At 67.6% G+C, this 16,837-nt stretch carries 17 protein-coding genes; all 17 read left to right on the top strand.

Annotation, left to right across the window (positions count from 1 at the left end; all coding sequences use genetic code 11):
• The first annotated feature begins 75 nt into the window (after nt 1–75).
• Nucleotides 76–2,289: a RelA/SpoT family protein gene (locus PKE75_RS05770; RefSeq protein WP_271167753.1), complete on the top strand. Its 2,214-nt coding sequence runs from the start codon at nt 76–78 to the stop codon at nt 2,287–2,289.
• Nucleotides 2,290–2,414: 125 nt separating this feature from the next.
• The gene (locus PKE75_RS05765; protein ID WP_271167752.1) at nt 2,415–3,170 is read left to right on the top strand and encodes a pyridoxine 5'-phosphate synthase; all 756 of its coding nucleotides are present in this window, start codon (nt 2,415–2,417) and stop codon (nt 3,168–3,170) included.
• On the top strand, nt 3,167–3,568 hold the full coding sequence (gene acpS, locus PKE75_RS05760; RefSeq protein ID WP_271167751.1) for a holo-ACP synthase: 402 nt from the start codon (nt 3,167–3,169) through the stop codon (nt 3,566–3,568). Before PKE75_RS05765 ends, acpS begins: the two co-directional genes overlap by 4 nt.
• A 97-nt stretch (nt 3,569–3,665) precedes the next feature.
• Nucleotides 3,666–4,430 (top strand): signal peptidase I, encoded by a 765-nt coding sequence (gene lepB, locus PKE75_RS05755; RefSeq protein WP_271167750.1) that lies wholly within the window; start codon nt 3,666–3,668, stop codon nt 4,428–4,430.
• On the top strand, nt 4,427–5,137 hold the full coding sequence (gene rnc, locus PKE75_RS05750; RefSeq protein WP_271167749.1) for a ribonuclease III: 711 nt from the start codon (nt 4,427–4,429) through the stop codon (nt 5,135–5,137). Before lepB ends, rnc begins: the two co-directional genes overlap by 4 nt.
• Nucleotides 5,134–6,060, top strand: a complete 927-nt coding sequence (gene era, locus PKE75_RS05745) for a GTPase Era (RefSeq protein ID WP_271167748.1) — start codon at nt 5,134–5,136, stop codon at nt 6,058–6,060. Before rnc ends, era begins: the two co-directional genes overlap by 4 nt.
• 170 nt (nt 6,061–6,230) lie before the next feature.
• The gene (locus PKE75_RS05740; RefSeq protein WP_271167747.1) at nt 6,231–8,066 is read left to right on the top strand and encodes a potassium/proton antiporter; all 1,836 of its coding nucleotides are present in this window, start codon (nt 6,231–6,233) and stop codon (nt 8,064–8,066) included.
• Nucleotides 8,067–8,091: 25 nt separating this feature from the next.
• Nucleotides 8,092–8,415 (top strand): FtsB family cell division protein, encoded by a 324-nt coding sequence (locus PKE75_RS05735; RefSeq protein WP_271167746.1) that lies wholly within the window; start codon nt 8,092–8,094, stop codon nt 8,413–8,415.
• 159 nt (nt 8,416–8,574) lie between these two features.
• On the top strand, nt 8,575–9,678 hold the full coding sequence (gene pdhA, locus PKE75_RS05730; RefSeq protein WP_271167745.1) for a pyruvate dehydrogenase (acetyl-transferring) E1 component subunit alpha: 1,104 nt from the start codon (nt 8,575–8,577) through the stop codon (nt 9,676–9,678).
• A gap of 97 nt (nt 9,679–9,775) precedes the next feature.
• Entirely contained in the window at nt 9,776–11,248 is a 1,473-nt protein-coding gene (locus PKE75_RS05725) for a pyruvate dehydrogenase complex E1 component subunit beta (protein WP_271167744.1), read from the top strand.
• On the top strand, nt 11,245–11,553 hold the full coding sequence (locus tag PKE75_RS05720; protein WP_271167743.1) for a DUF5076 domain-containing protein: 309 nt from the start codon (nt 11,245–11,247) through the stop codon (nt 11,551–11,553). Before PKE75_RS05725 ends, PKE75_RS05720 begins: the two co-directional genes overlap by 4 nt.
• Before the next feature lie 10 nt (nt 11,554–11,563).
• A complete protein-coding gene (locus tag PKE75_RS05715) occupies nt 11,564–12,910 on the top strand; it encodes a pyruvate dehydrogenase complex dihydrolipoamide acetyltransferase (RefSeq protein WP_271167742.1) in 1,347 nt (448 codons plus the stop codon).
• A 33-nt stretch (nt 12,911–12,943) separates the two neighbouring features.
• Nucleotides 12,944–13,324 (top strand): tautomerase family protein, encoded by a 381-nt coding sequence (locus tag PKE75_RS05710; protein WP_271167741.1) that lies wholly within the window; start codon nt 12,944–12,946, stop codon nt 13,322–13,324.
• Between the two features lie 4 nt (nt 13,325–13,328).
• A complete protein-coding gene (locus PKE75_RS05705) occupies nt 13,329–13,856 on the top strand; it encodes a nucleoside 2-deoxyribosyltransferase (RefSeq protein ID WP_271167740.1) in 528 nt (175 codons plus the stop codon).
• Nucleotides 13,857–13,859: 3 nt separating this feature from the next.
• On the top strand, nt 13,860–15,299 hold the full coding sequence (gene lpdA, locus PKE75_RS05700) for a dihydrolipoyl dehydrogenase (protein ID WP_271167739.1): 1,440 nt from the start codon (nt 13,860–13,862) through the stop codon (nt 15,297–15,299).
• A gap of 91 nt (nt 15,300–15,390) precedes the next feature.
• Nucleotides 15,391–15,648 carry a GlsB/YeaQ/YmgE family stress response membrane protein gene (locus PKE75_RS05695; protein ID WP_271167738.1) on the top strand — a complete coding sequence of 86 codons (258 nt, stop codon included), beginning with the start codon at nt 15,391–15,393 and terminating at the stop codon, nt 15,646–15,648.
• 156 nt (nt 15,649–15,804) lie between these two features.
• The gene (gene lipA / locus PKE75_RS05690) at nt 15,805–16,788 is read left to right on the top strand and encodes a lipoyl synthase (protein ID WP_271167737.1); all 984 of its coding nucleotides are present in this window, start codon (nt 15,805–15,807) and stop codon (nt 16,786–16,788) included.
• Nucleotides 16,789–16,837: the final 49 nt, after the last annotated feature.

Raw genomic sequence — 16,837 nt, 5'->3', positions numbered from 1 at the left:
AATTCTTGTGCGGAGCAGGTCGCTCGACGATATCGTCGAGCGAATCCAGCGCAGTGAACCCCCGGCATTCGCCACATGATGCGGCAATACGAGCTCGTCGAGCGCGTCAAGGCGTACAATCCGAACGCCAACGAGGCGCTGCTCAACCGCGCCTACGTCTACGCCATGAAGGCGCACGGCCAGCAGCTGCGCGCGTCCGGGGACCCGTATTTCTCGCATCCGCTCGAGGTCGCGGCGATCCTGACCGATCTGCGGCTGGACGACGCGACGATCGTCGCAGCGCTGCTGCACGACACGATCGAGGACACCGACACCACGCGCGGCGAGATCGACGCGCTGTTCGGCGAGCAGATCGGGTCGCTGGTCGAGGGGCTGACCAAGCTCAAGCGGCTCGATCTCGTCACCAAGGAGGCCGCGCAGGCGGAGAATCTGCGCCGCCTGTTGCTCGCGATCGCCGCCGATGTGCGCGTGCTGCTCGTGAAGCTCGCCGACCGGCTGCACAATCTGCGCACGCTGCACTTCGTGCCGGCCTCGAAGCGCGCGCGGATAGCGCAGGAGACGCTCGACATCTACGCGCCGCTCGCGGCGCGCATGGGGATGCAGGCGCTGCGCGAGGAACTCGAGGACATCTGCTTCAGGACATTGTTCCCGGAGGCCTACGAGACGATCGTCGGGCGGCTGAACCGGCTCGCCGCGCGGAACGTCAAGGCGATCCAGACGATCCAGACCAATTTCGAGGACTGCTTCGCCGCGGGCGGCATCGAGGCGAAGATCACCGGCCGCTCCAAGAAGCCCTACTCGATCTGGCGGAAGATGGAGCGAAAGTCGGTGGCGTTCGAGCAGCTCTCGGACATCTTCGCCTTTCGCATCGTCGTCTCGGACGTTCCGAACTGCTACCGCGCGCTCGGCGCCATTCACGCGGCGTGGCCGACCGTGCCCGGTCGGTTCAAGGATTACATCTCGACGCCGAAGGAGAACGACTACCGCTCGATCCACACGACGGTGGTCGGCCCCGGCCACCAGCGCGTCGAGCTTCAGATCCGCACCGAGGCGATGCAGCGGCTCGCCGAATACGGCATCGCCGCGCATGCGCTCTACAAGGACGGCCTCAGCGGCGACAATGACGGGCTGGCGCGCGAAAGCCGCGCCTATGGCTGGCTGCGGCGGACCGTCGAGCTGCTGGCGGAGGGCGACAACCCGGAGGAGTTCCTCGAGCACACCAAGCTCGAGCTGTTCAACGACCAGGTGTTCTGCTTCACGCCCAAGGGGCGCCTGATCGCGCTGCCCCGCGGCGCGACACCGATCGACTTCGCCTACGCCGTGCACACCAATGTCGGCAACGAATGCGTCGGCGCGAAGATCAACGGCCACTCGGAGTCGTTGGTCAAGCCGCTGACGAACGGCGACGAGGTCGAGATCATCCGCTCCGAGGCGCAGACGCCTCCGGCCGCCTGGGAGGCCCTGGTCGTGACCGGCAAGGCGCGCTCCGCGATCAGGCGCGCGACGCGCTCCGCGGTGCGCGCGCAATATGCCGGGCTGGGCCGCCAGATCGTGCAGCGCGCCTTCGAGCGCTCAGGCAAGCCGTTCGCCGAGGATCGGCTGAAGGCCTCGCTCCACCGCCTCGCCCGCGTCTCCGTCGAGGACGTGCTCGCGGCCGTCGGACGCGGCGAAATGCACTCGATCGACGTGGTGCGCGCGGTCTATCCCGACGTGAAGGACGAGCGGCCGAAGACGTCGCTCGGGGTGCCGGCCCCCGCCGATGGCTGGTTCGGCCTGGAGCACGCCGGCGCGCTGCGCTTCAAGGCGCCCGGCGTCGAGCCCGCCGACGGGCAGGGGCCTTCGCTTCCGATCCGCGGTCTGCGCGGCGACCTGCCGGTCCGCTTCGCGCCGAACGGCGGCGCCGTGCCTGGGGACCGCATCGTGGGGATCCTTGATCCAGGGCAGGGGATCACGATCTACCCGATCCAGTCGCCTGCGCTGAAGGACTTCGACGACCACCCGGAACGCTGGCTCGACGTGCGTTGGGACCTCGACCTGTCGAAGCGCGAGCGCTTTCCCGTACGGATCACGGTGACGTCGATCAACGAGCCGGGCTCGCTCGCGCTCATCACGAACATCATCAGCAACTACGAGGCGAACATCGACGACGTCAGCATGATCTCGCGCTCGCCGGATTTCCACGACATCTTCTTCGATCTCGGCGTGTTCGACGCCAAGCACCTCGGCGCGATCATCGCGGACCTGCGGCAGGCGCCCGTCGTCAGCAACGTCGAGCGCGTCAACGGATAGAAAGACGAGTTTGGAGAGGTCACGCGGGCGCGGGTCTTCGCCTGTCCCCCGCCGGGGAGAGGTGAAGACCCGCGCCCGATACTGAGATTGAGCGCATAACGACCGAAGTAGAAAAGCGGAACGGCATGGCGGAACACATCAGGCTCGGCGTGAACATCGACCACGTCGCAACCGTCAGAAACGCGCGGGGCGGCGCGCATCCCGACCCGACGACGCTTGCGCTCATCGCGGCGCAGGCGGGCGCCGACGGGATCACCGCGCATCTGCGCGAGGATCGCCGCCACATCCGCGACGCCGACATCGACCGTATCAGGGCCGAGGTCGGCCTGCCGCTGAACCTCGAGATGGCGGCGACCCCCGAGATGCTCGCGATCGCGCTCAAGGTGAAGCCGCACGCCTCCTGCCTCGTGCCCGAGAAGCGCGAGGAGCGCACCACCGAGGGCGGCCTCGACGTCGTGGGCAACAAGGCGCAGGTCGCGCCGATCGTGAAGGAGCTCGGCGCGGCGGGCGTTCGTGTCTCGCTGTTCGTCGAGCCCGACGAGGAGGCGCTGGAGCACGCGGCGCTGATGGGGGCGGCGATCGTCGAGCTTCACACCGGCTCGTGGTGCGAGGCGCTGGCCACCGGTCAGACCGAGCGCGCGGCCCGCGAGTTCGCGCGGCTCAGGGCCGGGGCCACGCTCGCGGCTGGCCTCGGACTCGAGGTTCACGCCGGCCACGGGCTCGACTACGGCGGCGCGGAGACCATCGCCGCCCTGCCGGAGATCGCGGAGCTAAACATTGGCCATTTCCTGATCGGCGAGGCGCTGTCCGTCGGCTTGCCGGAGACCATCGCCCTCATGAAGGCCGCGATGGCGCGCGGCCGGCGGAAGGCGGCGGCATGATTCTCGGCATTGGTAACGATCTCTGCGACATCCGCCGGATCGAGCGCACGCTGGAGCGGTTCGGCGACCGCTTCCTCGATCGCGTCTTCACCGACGTCGAGCGGCGCCGCGCCTTCGCCAAGGGCGCTCCGGCGGCGACGCTCGCCAAGCGCTTCGCGGCCAAGGAGGCCTGCGCCAAGGCGCTCGGCACAGGTTTCCGAAACGGCACGTTCTGGCGCGACATGGGCGTGGTGAACCTGCCCTCGGGGCGCCCGACCCTCGCCCTGACTGGGGGCGCCAAGGCCCATCTCGATAAGATGACGCCGGACGGCTACGAAGCCCGCATCGATCTGACGCTCACGGACGAAGAGCCGCTCGCCGCGGCCGTCGTCGTCATCAGCGCGTCGCCGAAAGCGTGAGCGGCGCGGCGGGACGCCTCGTTTGCAAGGGGCCCCCGCCGGGTCTATCACGCGCCGACGCGAGGCTTGGCCGGCGCGGGATTTGGACAGGACGGCCATGAGCGTGACGACGGAAAAGAAGCAGGGCTCCGAAGGCGGCGTGGTCGAGATCATCAAGATCTGCGTCCAGGCGCTGCTGATCGCCGTCGTGATCCGTACGCTGGTCTTCCAGCCCTTCAACATCCCGTCCGGTTCGATGGAGGACACGCTGCTCGTCGGCGACTACCTGTTCGTCGACAAGTTCGCCTACGGCTACAGCCACCATTCGCTTCCCTTCAGCCCTCCGATCTTCTCGGGCCGCGTGCTCGGCGCCCTGCCGAAGCGCGGCGACATCGCGGTGTTCAAGGTCTGGGTCCCGCAGGACGGCTGGACCGATTACATCAAGCGCGTCATCGGCCTGCCGGGCGACCGCATCCAGATGATCGACGGCGTCCTCTACATCAACGAGAAGGCGGTGCCGAAGGTCCGCCTGCCGAACGACTACGTCGACGGCGAAGGCGGCGCCGCGCGCCATATTCCTCGCTACAAGGAGACGCTCGACAACGGCCGCTCCTACGAGGTCCTCGACATGGACCCCAACGGCTTCCTCGACAACACGCCTGTTTATCAGGTCCCCGAGGGGCACCTGTTCATGATGGGCGACAACCGCGACAACTCGACCGACAGCCGCGTGCAGTCCGCTGTCGGCTACGTGCCGGTCGAGAACCTCGTCGGCCGGGCCGAAATGCTGTTCTTCTCCGTCGATCGGGGCGAGCACGCCTGGGCGATCTGGAAATGGCCGTGGACGGTGCGCTGGTCGCGGATTGGCACGCTGCTCGAATGAAACGCCGCTCAGTCGCGTACGCGGAGGTCGAGGCGCGGCTCGGTCACGCGTTCGCGGACAGGACTCTTCTCGACCGCGCGCTCACGCATATCAGCGCGGCGACCTCGGCGGAGGGCCGGCTCGGCAGCTATCAGCGGCTGGAGTTTCTTGGCGACCGGGTGCTCGGCTTGGCGATCTCGTCGATGCTGATCGAGACCTTCCCGAAGGCGACGGAAGGCGAGCTGTCGCGGCGCCTTGCCGAACTCGTCCGCGCCGAGGCCTGCGCCGAGGTCGCGGAGGCGATGGATCTTGCGCCCCACATCCGGCTTGGCGCGGGCGAAGCCAGCTCGGGCGGACGGAAGAAGACCGCGATCCTGTCCGACATCTGCGAATCGGTGATCGGCGCCGTCTATCAGGACGGCGGGTTCGACGCCGCCTTCAAACTTGTCGACCGGTTCTGGCGGGCCCGCATGCTGGCGCCGCGCCGACCGCTGCGCGATCCGAAGACCGAGCTGCAGGAATGGGCGCAGGGCCGCGGACTGGCCACGCCGTGCTATCGTGAGGTCTCGCGTTCGGGACCGGATCACAATCCGCATTTTCGCGTCTCCGTGACGGTCGAAGGATTCGGAGAGGCCGAAGGCGACGGCGCCTCGAAACGCATCGCTGAACAGGCGGCTGCGCTCGAGTTGCTGGCTCGTGAAGGCCTCGCCGCAGGAGATGGCGAATGACCGGTGACATCGAAGACGGCCACGAAGGCGAGAAGCGCTGTGGTTTCGTCGCCCTCGTCGGCGCGCCGAACGCGGGCAAGTCGACGCTGGTCAACGCGCTGGTCGGGACCAAGGTCTCGATCGTCAGCCACAAGGTGCAGACCACGCGCGCCCTGGTGCGCGGGCTGGTGATCGAGAAGGGCGCGCAGATCGTGTTCGTCGACACGCCGGGCATCTTCGCGCCGAAACGCAGGCTCGATCGCGCGATGGTCTCGACCGCCTGGGGCGGGGCCGCCGACGCCGACGTCATCGCGCTGTTGATCGACGCGCGGAAAGGCCTCGACGATTCAAACCTCGCGATCCTCGACCGCCTGGCCGAGAATCCGCGCCGCAAGATCCTGCTGCTGAACAAGATCGATCTAATCCGCCGCGACGCTCTGCTGGCGCTCGCCCAGGAGGCCTCGGCGCGGGTCTCGTTCCAGCGCATCTTCATGATCTCGGCGCTGAACGGCGACGGCGTGAAGGACGTCACCACCTTCCTGGCCGACGAGATGCCGGTCGGTCCCTGGCTCTATCCGGCCGACGACGTCTCCGACCTGCCGCTCCGCGCGCTGGCGGCAGAGATCACCCGCGAAAAGCTGTTCGCGCGGCTGCACGACGAACTGCCTTATGCGTCCACCGTCGAGACCGAGAAGTGGGAGGCCCGCGACGACGGCTCGGTGCGCATCGAGCAGACGATCTTCGTCGAGCGCGAGACCCAGAAGCGCATCGTGATCGGCAAGGGCGGCCAGACCATCAAGCAGATCTCGACCGAGGCCCGTAAGGAGATCTCGGAGATCGCCGACACGGTGGTGCACCTCTTCCTGTTCGTGAAGGTCCGCGAGAACTGGAGCGACGACCCCGAGCGCTATCGGGAGATGGGACTGGAGTTCCCCAGAAGCTGACGCGGGTCCCGGCCGGCCTCGCGCCAAAAGGCGCCCGGCGCGGAGCTATCGGCGCGCTCAGGCGATGCACGCCTTGATATGGCGCCATTCCTCGTGTGAAATTCCGGCCTCCAATCTGAGGCTTCGGCGCTCGGAAGACGCCCGCGGATCGCGCAGGCGCCCGACGGGCCGTGGCCGCCGCATACCGGGTGGACATGGACAACATCGCGATCGTCAACGCGATCCTGCTGTTCGGCGCGGCGTTGATGCTGGTCGGCATCCTTTCGTCGCTTGTCGCATCGCGCTTCGGCGCTCCGCTGCTGCTGGTGTTCCTCGTCATCGGCATGCTGACCGGACAGGACGGGCCCGGCGGCGTCGCCTTCGACAACTACCGGCTGACCTACCTCATCGGCTCGATCTCGCTCGCCATCATCCTGTTCGACGGCGGGTTGCGGACGCGGCTGTCGCATGTGGTCGGCGCGCTCGCGCCGGCCGTCATGCTCGCGACCGTCGGCGTGCTGCTGACAGGCGGGATCGTCGGGCTGTTCGCGGCCTGGGCGCTCCAGCTGCAGTGGCTCGAGGGATTGCTGGTCGGCGCGACGATCGCCTCGACGGACGCCGCGGCGGTGTTCTTCCTCATCCGCTCCAGCGGCATGCAGCTTCAGCGGCGGGTGAACGCGACCCTCGAGATCGAATCGAGCACCAACGATCCGGTCGCGGTGTTCCTGACCGTCATGCTGGTCGGGCTCGTCGCGTCGCCGGGCGAGGGGGCCGGCCTCTCGATCATCGGCCATTTCCTGCAGGAGGCGGTGATCGGCGGAGCGGCGGGCGTCGCAGGCGGCTTCGCGCTCGCCTTCGTGCTGAACCGGGTCGACCTGCCGTCAGGCCTTCATCCGCTGTTCGTGATCGCCTTCGTCGTTGCGCTGTTCTCGCTCGCGGCGGTCATGCACGGATCGGGCTTTCTCGCCGTCTACCTCGCGGGAATCGTGGTCGGGAACAAGCAGGTCCGCGCGCTCCCCAGCATCATCGCGTTCCACGACACGGTGACATGGCTTTGCCAGATCGTGATGTTCATCGTGCTGGGCATGCTGGTCACGCCGTCGCAGCTGATGTCGTCGCTGCTGCCGTCGCTCGCGATCGCGGCGCTGCTGATCTTCGTCGGGCGGCCGCTGGCCGTCGCGGCCTGCCTGCTCCCGTTCGGCTTCTCGCTCAAGGAGACGGCGTTCGTCGGCTGGGTCGGCCTGCGCGGCGCGGTCTCGATCTTCCTCGCCGCGATCCCGACGCTCGCCCAGGCTCCGAACGCCCAGATCTATTTCAACGTCGCCTTCGTCGTGGTGATCGTCTCGCTGATCGTGCAGGGGTGGACGATCACGCCGCTCGCCAAGCGCCTCAACCTCGCCGTCCGCCGCACCGCTCGCGCCGTCCACCGCGTCGAGATCGACCTTCCGGGCCAGCTCGCCCAGGAGATGGTCGGCTACGCCGTGACGCCCAACTGTCCGATCCTCGCCCGCGATTCGATTCCGCGCTGGGCTCGCTCGATCATGGTGGTGCGCGACGACCAGATCCTCGACCCCGGCGACGCGGGGGCGTTGAAGGCCGGCGACTACGCCTATTTTCTCGCCGCGCCCGAGCGCGTCGCCCAGCTCGACGGCCTGTTCGCCGCAAGCGAGTCGGGGAGGGCGCGCCCCGCGCTCGGAGAATTTCCCCTCCGCGGCGACACCGCGCTTGCGATGCTGGCCCAGCTCTACGGTCTCGATGTCGCGCCGGAGGATCGCCAGCGCACCGTCGCGGACATCTTCGCGAGCCGGTTCGAGAACGAGCCGGCGTTGGGCGACGTCGCGGATTTCGGACCCGCCACCCTCATCGTGCGCGGCGTGGACGACGGCAAGGTGGTGCGGGCGGGGCTTCGGATCGAGGATCAGGGCGATTCCGGCGAAGCGTCGTCGAACCGCTCCATGGAGCGGGCGGACGCCCGGTTCACGCGCTTCACCGCGTCCGTCCGCGAGAAGCTGCGCCGCGCCTCGTAAACGCTTGCGTAACCATGCGTAGGCCATGTTGAGACCCATGATCGTCCGCACCAAATGGCGCATGGCCGCCGCTCAGCTCGCCCTCTGGATCATCGCCGCAGGCGCGGTGAGCTATTTCGGCCAGCAGGCCTATGTCGGCGCGCATGGTCTCGTCGCGAGCCGCACCACCGAGATCGAGATCGCCGCGCTCAGCGCCAAGCTGGACGCGCTGAAAGCCGAGCGCGCGGCGATCGAGCACCGGATCGACCTGCTCAGCACCGACCGCCTCGACCCCGACCTGCTGGACGAGCAGGCCCGCGCGGACCTGGGCTGGATCAATCCCGATGATCGGGTGATCACGACGCGCTGAGCGCTTCGCGCGAAAAACCCGCGCAAGGGCTTGCGACTTTCGTCTTATCTCTGGCACACCTGACGGTGAAGCGGCCGCGCGGCCGCCGCGTCTCGCCTTCGCCGTGGCTCCGCGCTAGCTTCGCAATAAGAAACTGCCGGAAACAAGCCAGGGATCGACATGGCAGCCACAGCCGCCAAGAAAGAGCCGTCGAAACGCGCCGCCAAGACCGCCGGCTCGAAATCCGCGCAGCCTCAACGCGCGCGCCAGGCGTCTTCGCCGAAGAAGGCTTCGGACGGCGACGCCGCGACATCCGGCGGCCTGACGTTCTCCAAGGAGCAGGAGCTCCACGCGCATCGCGAGATGCTGCTGATCCGCCGCTTCGAGGAGAAGGCGGGCCAGCTCTACGGAATGGGGCTGATCGGCGGTTTCTGCCACCTCTATATCGGCCAGGAGGCGGTCGTCATCGGTATGCAGATGGCGGTTGAGCCGGGCGACCAGATCATCACCGGCTACCGCGATCACGGCCACATGCTCGCCTGCGAGATGGACCCGAAGGGCGTGATGGCCGAGCTTACGGGGCGCCGGGGCGGCTACTCCAAGGGCAAGGGCGGCTCGATGCACATGTTCAGCGTCGAGAAGCAGTTCTATGGCGGCCATGGCATCGTCGGCGCGCAGGTGTCGCTCGGCACGGGCCTCGGCTTCGCCAACAAGTACAAGAAGAACGGCAAGGTCGCTCTGGTCTATTTCGGCGACGGCGCGTCCAACCAGGGCCAGGTTTACGAGAGCTTCAACATGGCGAAGCTGTGGAAGCTTCCCGTGGTCTACGTCATCGAGAACAACAAATACGGCATGGGCACGTCGGTGGAGCGGGCGTCCTCCACGACCAACCTCTCCCACCGTGGCGCGAGCTTCGACATTCCGGGCGAGCAGGTCGACGGCATGGACGTGCGCGCCGTGCACGCCGCAGGCGAGCGCGCGATCGCCTATGCCCGGCGCGGGGAGGGGCCGTACATCCTCGAGATGGTGACCTACCGCTATCGCGGGCACTCGATGTCGGACCCGGCCAAATACCGGTCGAAGGACGAGGTCCAGAAGATGCGTGACACGCATGACCCGATCGAGCAGGTGCGCAAGCGTCTGATCGAGAACAAGTGGGCGAGCGAGGACGACCTCAAGGCTGTCGACAAGGACGTCCGCGAACTCGTCAGCGCAGCCGCGGACTTCGCGACCAACGACGAAGAGCCGGATCCGTCCGAGCTCTGGACCGACATCCTGCGCTGAGGCCTGAGGGGCGCATCCGACGCGCCCGGGGTTCAAGCGACTGTTCCGGCGCGTTCCCGGGACCTACAAGAAGCCTGCAGAAAGAGGGACGTCCCCCATGCCGATCGAAGTCCTCATGCCGGCGCTGTCGCCGACCATGGAGGCGGGCAAGCTCGCCAAGTGGCTGAAGAAGGAGGGCGACCCGGTGAAGTCCGGCGACGTCATCGCCGAGATCGAGACCGACAAGGCGACGATGGAGGTCGAGGCGGTCGACGAGGGCACGCTCGGGAAGATCCTGATCGAGGAAGGCTCCGACGACGTGAAGGTCAACACGCCGATCGCGCTGATCCTGGGCGAAGGAGAGGATCAAAGCGCGCTGAAGAACGGCGCGGCGAAGGGCGGCGAAAAGCAGGCGAAGCCCGACGCCGAGCCGGCGGACGAACCGCAGTCCGGCGGAGACGCCGCGGAGAAATCCGCCGAGGAGGGCGCGAAAAAGGATTCCTCGGGCGGCAAGCAGCCCCCGCAGGAGGCCAAGGCGACCGGCTCGACCGTCGCCGCTCCTCCGAAGCCCGAAGCGCTTCCGGAGCCCGACGTGCCGGAAGGCACGGAGATGATCCAGCAGACGGTGCGCGAGGCGCTGCGCGACGCCATGGCCGAGGAGATGCGCGCCGACGACCGCGTCTTCCTCATGGGCGAGGAGGTCGCGGAGTATCAGGGCGCCTACAAGGTCAGCCAGGGGCTTCTCGAGGAGTTCGGCGCAGCGCGCGTCGTCGACACGCCGATCACCGAGCACGGGTTCGCGGGCGTCGGCGTCGGCGCCGCGCTCGCCGGCCTGAAGCCGATCGTCGAATTCATGACCTTCAACTTCGCCATGCAGGCGATCGACCAGATCATCAATTCCGCCGCGAAGACGCTCTACATGTCCGGCGGGCAGATGGGCTGCTCGATCGTGTTCCGCGGTCCGAACGGCGCCGCGGCCCGTGTCGCCGCCCAGCACAGCCAGGACTATACCGCCTGGTATTCGAACGTGCCGGGCCTGACAGTGGTCGCGCCCTACACGGCGGCCGACTTCAAGGGCCTGCTGAAGGCCGCGATCCGCGACAACAACACGGTCGTCTTCCTCGAGAACGAAATCCTCTACGGCCAGACCTTTCCGGTGCCGAAGCTCGATGACTACGTCGTGCCGATCGGGAAGGCCAGGATCGCCCGGCCAGGCAAGGACGTGACGATCGTCGCTTGGTCGATCGGCGTGAGCTACGCGCTGAAGGCGGCGGAAGAGCTCGCGAAGGACGGCGTCGAGGCCGAGGTGATCGACCTGCGCACCATCCGTCCGATGGACACCGACACGATCATCGAGTCGGTCAAGAAGACCGGCCGCTGCGTGACGGTCGAGGAGGGCTGGGCGCAGTCCGGAGTCGGCGCCGAGATCGCGGCGCGCGTCATGGAGCGCGCTTTCGACTGGCTGGACGCGCCGGTCACGCGCGTGTCCGGCAAGGACGTGCCGATGCCTTACGCCGCCAACCTCGAGAAGCTCGCGCTGCCGAGCGTCGCCGACGTCGTCGAGGCGGCGCGGGCGGTATGCTACCGATGAGCGCCACGAAAGCCGGACCTCGGCAGCTCGCCATCCCGCCCGAGGCCCATAACGCCAAGGCCGCGGCCGAGGTGCTGCGCGCCTGGGTCATCGACAACGGTCTGCAGGTCTCCCTCCAGCGGGGCTTCGACGATCCCGGCGTCTGGGGGATTCTGCTGACGGATATCGCGCGACACGCGGCCCGGGTCTTCGAGACGGAAGGCGTCTGCTCCGAGGAGCACGCGCTCTCCGCGATGAAGGACATGCTCGACGCCGAGTGGGACAAACCGACCGACGACGACGGTTCGCTTCAAGCGGTTCAATAGGTCAGCGCCCATGCCCACGAACATCCTGATGCCCGCGCTTTCCCCCACGATGGAGAAGGGGAACCTCGCCAAGTGGCTCGTGAAGGAGGGCGACGCCGTCAAGTCCGGCGACGTCCTCGCCGAGATCGAGACCGACAAGGCGACCATGGAGGTCGAGGCGGTCGACGAGGGCACGGTCGGCAAGATCGTCGTGCCGGAAGGCACGGCGGACGTGCCCGTGAACGAGCTGATCGCGATCCTTCTGGAGGAGGGCGAGGACAAGAGCGCTCTCGACGGGGCGCCGAAGGCCAAGGCTGCGCCGGCGCCCGCCAAGGCGGACGGGCCCAAGGATGAACCCGGGGAAGAGCCGAAGGCTGAAAAGCCCGCGCCGCGTCCGAGCGAGGCGAAGCGCGATGCGGCGCCGAAGCCCGAGGGAAAACCCTCCGCGAACGGGCACGACAAGGGCGAGCGCGTCTTCGCCTCGCCGCTCGCCCGCCGGCTCGCAAAGGAGGCCGGGATCGAGCTGAACGCGATCTCGGGCTCCGGTCCCCACGGCCGCATCGTCAAGGCGGACGTCGACGCAGCCAGGGCCTCGGGCGGCGCGAAGACGGCTGCGCCCGCAGCAGCGCCCGCCGGAGCCTCGGACGAAGCGCTCAGAAAGCTTTTCCCCGAAGGCTCGTTCGAGGAGATCCCGCACGACGGCATGCGCAAGACCATCGCGCGCCGGATGACGGAGGCGCGGCAGACCGTGCCCCAGTTCTACGTCACCGCGGACTGCGTGATCGACGATCTGCTCAGTCTGCGCGAGCAGGTGAACGCCGCGGCGCCGGAGAAGGACGGCAAACCCGCCTGGAAGGTGTCGGTGAACGACATCGTGGTGAAGGCGCTCGGGGTCGCGCTGGCGCGCGTTCCCGCCGCCAACGTCACCTGGACCGAAGGCGCGATGCTCCGCCACAAGCACGCCGACGTCGGCGTCGCGGTGGCGTTGCCGAACAACGGGCTCATCACGCCGATCATCCGCGCGGTCGAGAGCAAGACGCTCTCGGCCATCGCCCTCGAGATGAAGGACCTCGCGGCCCGCGCCCGCGACCGCAAGCTCAAGCCCGAAGAGTATCAGGGCGGCACGACGGCGGTCTCAAACCTCGGCATGTACGGGGTGAAGGACTTCACCGCCGTTATCAACCCGCCTCATTCGACGATCCTCGCGGTCGGCGGCGGCGAGAAGCGGCCGGTCGTGAAGGGCTCGGACATCAAGATCGCGACCGTGATGAGTCTGACGCTCACCTGCGACCACCGCGCGGTCGACGGCGCGCTGGGCGCCACACTGATCGCGGAGATCAAGAAGCTGATCGAAAAACCGATCTCCATGCTGGCGTGACGCCGGTCCGAAATCCAAACCAAGAGGCGAACAATGCCCCTCGTCCGCATCTCGATCCGCACCGGCGAAACCGACATCTACAAGCAGGCGCTTGCGACCGGGGTCTACGAGGCGCTGCGCGAGGCGTTCAAGATCCCGGAGAAGGACAACTTCGTGCTGATCCACGAGCACGACGCGGCGACCTTCATCTACGATCCGAGCTATCTCGACATCGCCCGCGACGACCGGCTGGTGATCGTGCAGATCACCGCGAACAACACCCGCACCGTCGAGCAGAAACAGGCGCTCTACAAGGCGATCGCCGACAACCTCGAATCCGGCGCCGGCGTCGAGCCGCGCAACGTGCTGATCAATCTGATCGACGTGCCGAAGGAGAACTGGTCGTTCGGCGACGGCGTGGCGCAGTACGCGTGACGCCATGAAGGCCTATCTCGCCGGACCCGAGGTCTTCCTGCCCGACGCCGTCGAGATCGGCGCGCGCAAGAAGGCGATCTGCCGGGCTCACCGGTTCGAGGGGCTTTATCCCATCGACGATTCCGTGGTCGGCGAGGGCGGGGCGGCCGCGCGGCGGATCTTCGCCGCCAACATCGGGCTGATCCGATCCTGCGACCTCGTGCTGGCGAACCTCACGCCGTTCCGCGGCGTCAGCGCCGATGTCGGCACCGCCTTCGAGGTCGGCGCCGCCTTCGCGATCGGCAAGCCGGTCTTCGCCTATTCGAACGAGCCGCGTTCCTACTCAGAGCGCGCCACGCCGGACGGCATGGCGATCGAGGACTTCGGCGGGTTCGACAATCTCATGCTGACGGAGGCCCTGGGCGGCTTCGTCTCGCCGCCTGACGGGCGACCGCTCCCTCTGGGCGACCTCGCCGTCTTCCAGGCCTGCGTCGCGATGGCCGCGCAGGCGCTCGGCGACGCCCCCCAATCACAGCGACGGATGGCGCTCTAGACCATGGCTGACCCCTACGACGTCCTCATCATCGGCGGCGGTCCCGGCGGCTATGTCGCGGCGATCCGCTCGGCGCAGCTCGGTTTTCGGACCGCGGTCGTGGAGCGCGAGCATCTCGGCGGCATCTGCCTGAACTGGGGCTGCATCCCGACCAAGGCGCTGCTGCGCTCGGCCGAGGTTTACCACTACTTCCAGCATCCGGACGTCTATGGCCTGACCGCCGAAAAGGTCGGCTTCGACATGGGCGCGGTCGTCAAACGCTCGCGCGGCGTCTCCGCCCAGCTCAACGGCGGCGTCGGCTTCCTCATGAAGAAGAACAAGGTCGACGTCATCTGGGGCGAGGCGACGATCACCAAGGCCGGCGAGGTGAAGGTCGTGGCTCCTAAGAAATCCGTTCAGGGGCCGCCCGCGCCGGCGCCGAAGGGCGCGCTCGGCGAGGGAGTGTACGCGGCGAAGAACATCATCATCTCGACCGGCGCCCGGCCACGCGTGCTGCCGGGGCTGGAGCCCGACAGGAAGCTGGTCTGGACCTATTTCGAGGCGATGGTCCCGGAAACCATGCCGAAGTCGCTGCTCGTCGTCGGCTCCGGCGCGATCGGCATCGAGTTCGCGAGTTTCTACCGGACGATGGGCGCGGATGTGACCGTGGTGGAGGTGCTGCCGCAGATCCTGCCGGTCGAGGACGAAGAGGTCGCGGCCCACGCCCGTAAAAGGTTCGAAAAGCAGGGGATCCGCATCCTGACGGGCGCCAAGGTCACCAAGCTGGACAAGGGCAAGGACGACGTCACCGCCACGATCGAGACCGGAGACGGCAAGACAGAGAAGATCAAGGCGGACCGGGTGATCTCGGCGGTCGGCGTGGTCGGCAACGTCGAAAATCTCGGCCTCGAGGCGCTCGGCGTGGAGACCGAGCGCGGCTGCGTCGTCGCCGACGGTCTCGGCCGCACCAGCGTCAAGGGGATCTATGCGATCGGCGACGTCGCGGGGCCGCCCATGCTCGCCCACAAGGCCGAGCATGAGGGCGTGATCTGCGTCGAGGGCATCAAGGGGCTGCCGGTCCACGCCATGGACAAGGCGAAAATCCCCGGCTGCACCTACTGCCAGCCGCAGATCGCGTCGGTCGGGCTGACGGAGAGACGAGCGAAGGAGCAGGGCCGCAAGATCAGGGTCGGACGCTTCCCCTTCGCCGGCAACGGCAAGGCGATCGCGCTCGGTGAGCCGGACGGCTTCGTGAAGACGATCTTCGACGAGAAGACCGGGGAGCTTCTCGGCGCCCACATGGTCGGAGCGGAGGTGACGGAACTGATCCAGGGCTTCGTGATCGCGATGAACCTCGAGACCACCGAGGAAGAGCTGATGCATGCGGTGTTCCCGCATCCGACGCTCTCCGAGATGATGCATGAGAGCGTGCTCGACGCCTATGGCCGCGTCATTCACACCTGATGGGTTCGTATTTTATTTGCCCCGCACTGGAACCGGGCGTCCCCGCCGCTAGTTCTCACCGCGACGGAATTCTTGGGCAGGAGCAGGTGGCATGACGGGTGTTGGTTGGTTCATGGCGATCGTTCTCGGCGGCATCGCCGGGTGGATCGCAGAGCAGCTCATGAAGTCCGACATGGGGGTGATCATGAACATCGTCCTCGGCATCGTCGGGGCGATCGTGATGAACGCGATCCTCGGCGCGATCGGCATTCCCGCCAGCGGCGGCTGGATCATCCAGTGCCTGGTGGCCGTCGTCGGCGCCTGCCTGCTGATCTTCCTCTACCGCATGATCCGCGGCCGCACGGCCTGAGGCTTGCGCCGCGCTCAAGGCGCCCATGCCGGCTGAGCGCGCGCATCGACGGGCCGGGCCGCATGGCTTAGGATTGAACGGGAGAGTTCGGCGAACCGCCGGGCTCTCCCTTTTCACGTCCGCCGCCTCGCGGCGAGAGGGACCGACGAAGCGCTCATGGTCACCGTGCTCGACCTGACAGCCGGCCAGCGGCGGCCCCGTCACCCGGAAAAAGCGCGTCGCCCCGAAAGCGAGCCGCTGAAGAAGCCGGACTGGATCCGCGTGCGCGCGCCGGGGTCGGCGGTCTACCGCGAGACCCAGGACATCGTCCGCGCGAACAAGCTGGTCACCGTGTGCGAGGAGGCCGGCTGTCCCAACATCGGGGAATGCTGGTCGAAGAAGCACGCGACCTTCATGATTCTCGGCGACACCTGCACGCGCGCCTGCGCCTTCTGCAACGTGCGGACCGGCATGCCCGACGAGGGCGTGGACATCGGCGAACCGTCGCGCGTCGCCGACGCCGTCGCGAAGCTCGGCCTCAGCCACGTCGTGATCACGTCCGTCGACCGCGACGACCTCGCCGACGGCGGTGCGCGCCATTTCGCGGACGTCATCCGGGCGATCCGCGCGTCGAGCCCGGCGACGACGATCGAGGTGCTGACGCCCGATTTCCTGCGCAAGCCCGGAGCGCTCGAGCTCGTCGTCGAGGCGCGGCCGGATGTGTTCAACCACAATCTCGAATGTGTGCCGTCGCTCTATCTGACCGTGCGCCCCGGCGCCCGCTATTTCCACTCGCTTCGCCTGCTGCAGCGCGTGAAGGAGCTCGACGCGTCCATGTTCACGAAGTCCGGCATCATGGTCGGCCTCGGCGAGCAACGAAACGAAGTGCTTCAGCTGATGGACGACCTGCGCTCGGCGGACGTCGATTTCCTGACCATTGGCCAGTACCTGCAGCCGACCCGCCGTCACCATGCGGTCGCCCGCTTCGTGTCGCCCGAGGAGTTCAAGGCGTATGAAACGACGGCGTTCGCCAAGGGCTTCCTGATGGTCTCCGCGAGCCCGCTGACGCGCTCGTCGCACCACGCCGGCGAGGACTTCGCCAGGCTCACCGCCGCCCGCGCCGCAAAGCGCGCCGCGCCGGCCGTGATCGCCGCGGAGTAGGCGAGGGCGGTTGGCCGGGGCTTGCGCCTGCGGATCGACGCCCGGACCC

The sequence above is a fragment of the Hansschlegelia plantiphila genome (assembly GCF_027922265.1).
In the GTDB taxonomy this organism is placed as follows: domain Bacteria; phylum Pseudomonadota; class Alphaproteobacteria; order Rhizobiales; family Methylopilaceae; genus Methylopila; species Methylopila plantiphila.
This window is presented reverse-complemented; position numbering and strand designations above follow the sequence as displayed.

Coding starts and splice junctions, on each gene's coding strand:
- PKE75_RS05770 (WP_271167753.1), top strand. CDS start 76: ATGATGCGGCAATACGAGCTCGTCGAGCGCGTCAAGGCGTACAATCCG.
- PKE75_RS05765 (WP_271167752.1), top strand. CDS start 2,415: ATGGCGGAACACATCAGGCTCGGCGTGAACATCGACCACGTCGCAACC.
- acpS (WP_271167751.1), top strand. CDS start 3,167: ATGATTCTCGGCATTGGTAACGATCTCTGCGACATCCGCCGGATCGAG.
- lepB (WP_271167750.1), top strand. CDS start 3,666: ATGAGCGTGACGACGGAAAAGAAGCAGGGCTCCGAAGGCGGCGTGGTC.
- rnc (WP_271167749.1), top strand. CDS start 4,427: ATGAAACGCCGCTCAGTCGCGTACGCGGAGGTCGAGGCGCGGCTCGGT.
- era (WP_271167748.1), top strand. CDS start 5,134: ATGACCGGTGACATCGAAGACGGCCACGAAGGCGAGAAGCGCTGTGGT.
- PKE75_RS05735 (WP_271167746.1), top strand. CDS start 8,092: ATGTTGAGACCCATGATCGTCCGCACCAAATGGCGCATGGCCGCCGCT.
- pdhA (WP_271167745.1), top strand. CDS start 8,575: ATGGCAGCCACAGCCGCCAAGAAAGAGCCGTCGAAACGCGCCGCCAAG.
- PKE75_RS05725 (WP_271167744.1), top strand. CDS start 9,776: ATGCCGATCGAAGTCCTCATGCCGGCGCTGTCGCCGACCATGGAGGCG.
- PKE75_RS05720 (WP_271167743.1), top strand. CDS start 11,245: ATGAGCGCCACGAAAGCCGGACCTCGGCAGCTCGCCATCCCGCCCGAG.
- PKE75_RS05715 (WP_271167742.1), top strand. CDS start 11,564: ATGCCCACGAACATCCTGATGCCCGCGCTTTCCCCCACGATGGAGAAG.
- PKE75_RS05710 (WP_271167741.1), top strand. CDS start 12,944: ATGCCCCTCGTCCGCATCTCGATCCGCACCGGCGAAACCGACATCTAC.
- PKE75_RS05705 (WP_271167740.1), top strand. CDS start 13,329: ATGAAGGCCTATCTCGCCGGACCCGAGGTCTTCCTGCCCGACGCCGTC.
- lpdA (WP_271167739.1), top strand. CDS start 13,860: ATGGCTGACCCCTACGACGTCCTCATCATCGGCGGCGGTCCCGGCGGC.
- PKE75_RS05695 (WP_271167738.1), top strand. CDS start 15,391: ATGACGGGTGTTGGTTGGTTCATGGCGATCGTTCTCGGCGGCATCGCC.
- lipA (WP_271167737.1), top strand. CDS start 15,805: ATGGTCACCGTGCTCGACCTGACAGCCGGCCAGCGGCGGCCCCGTCAC.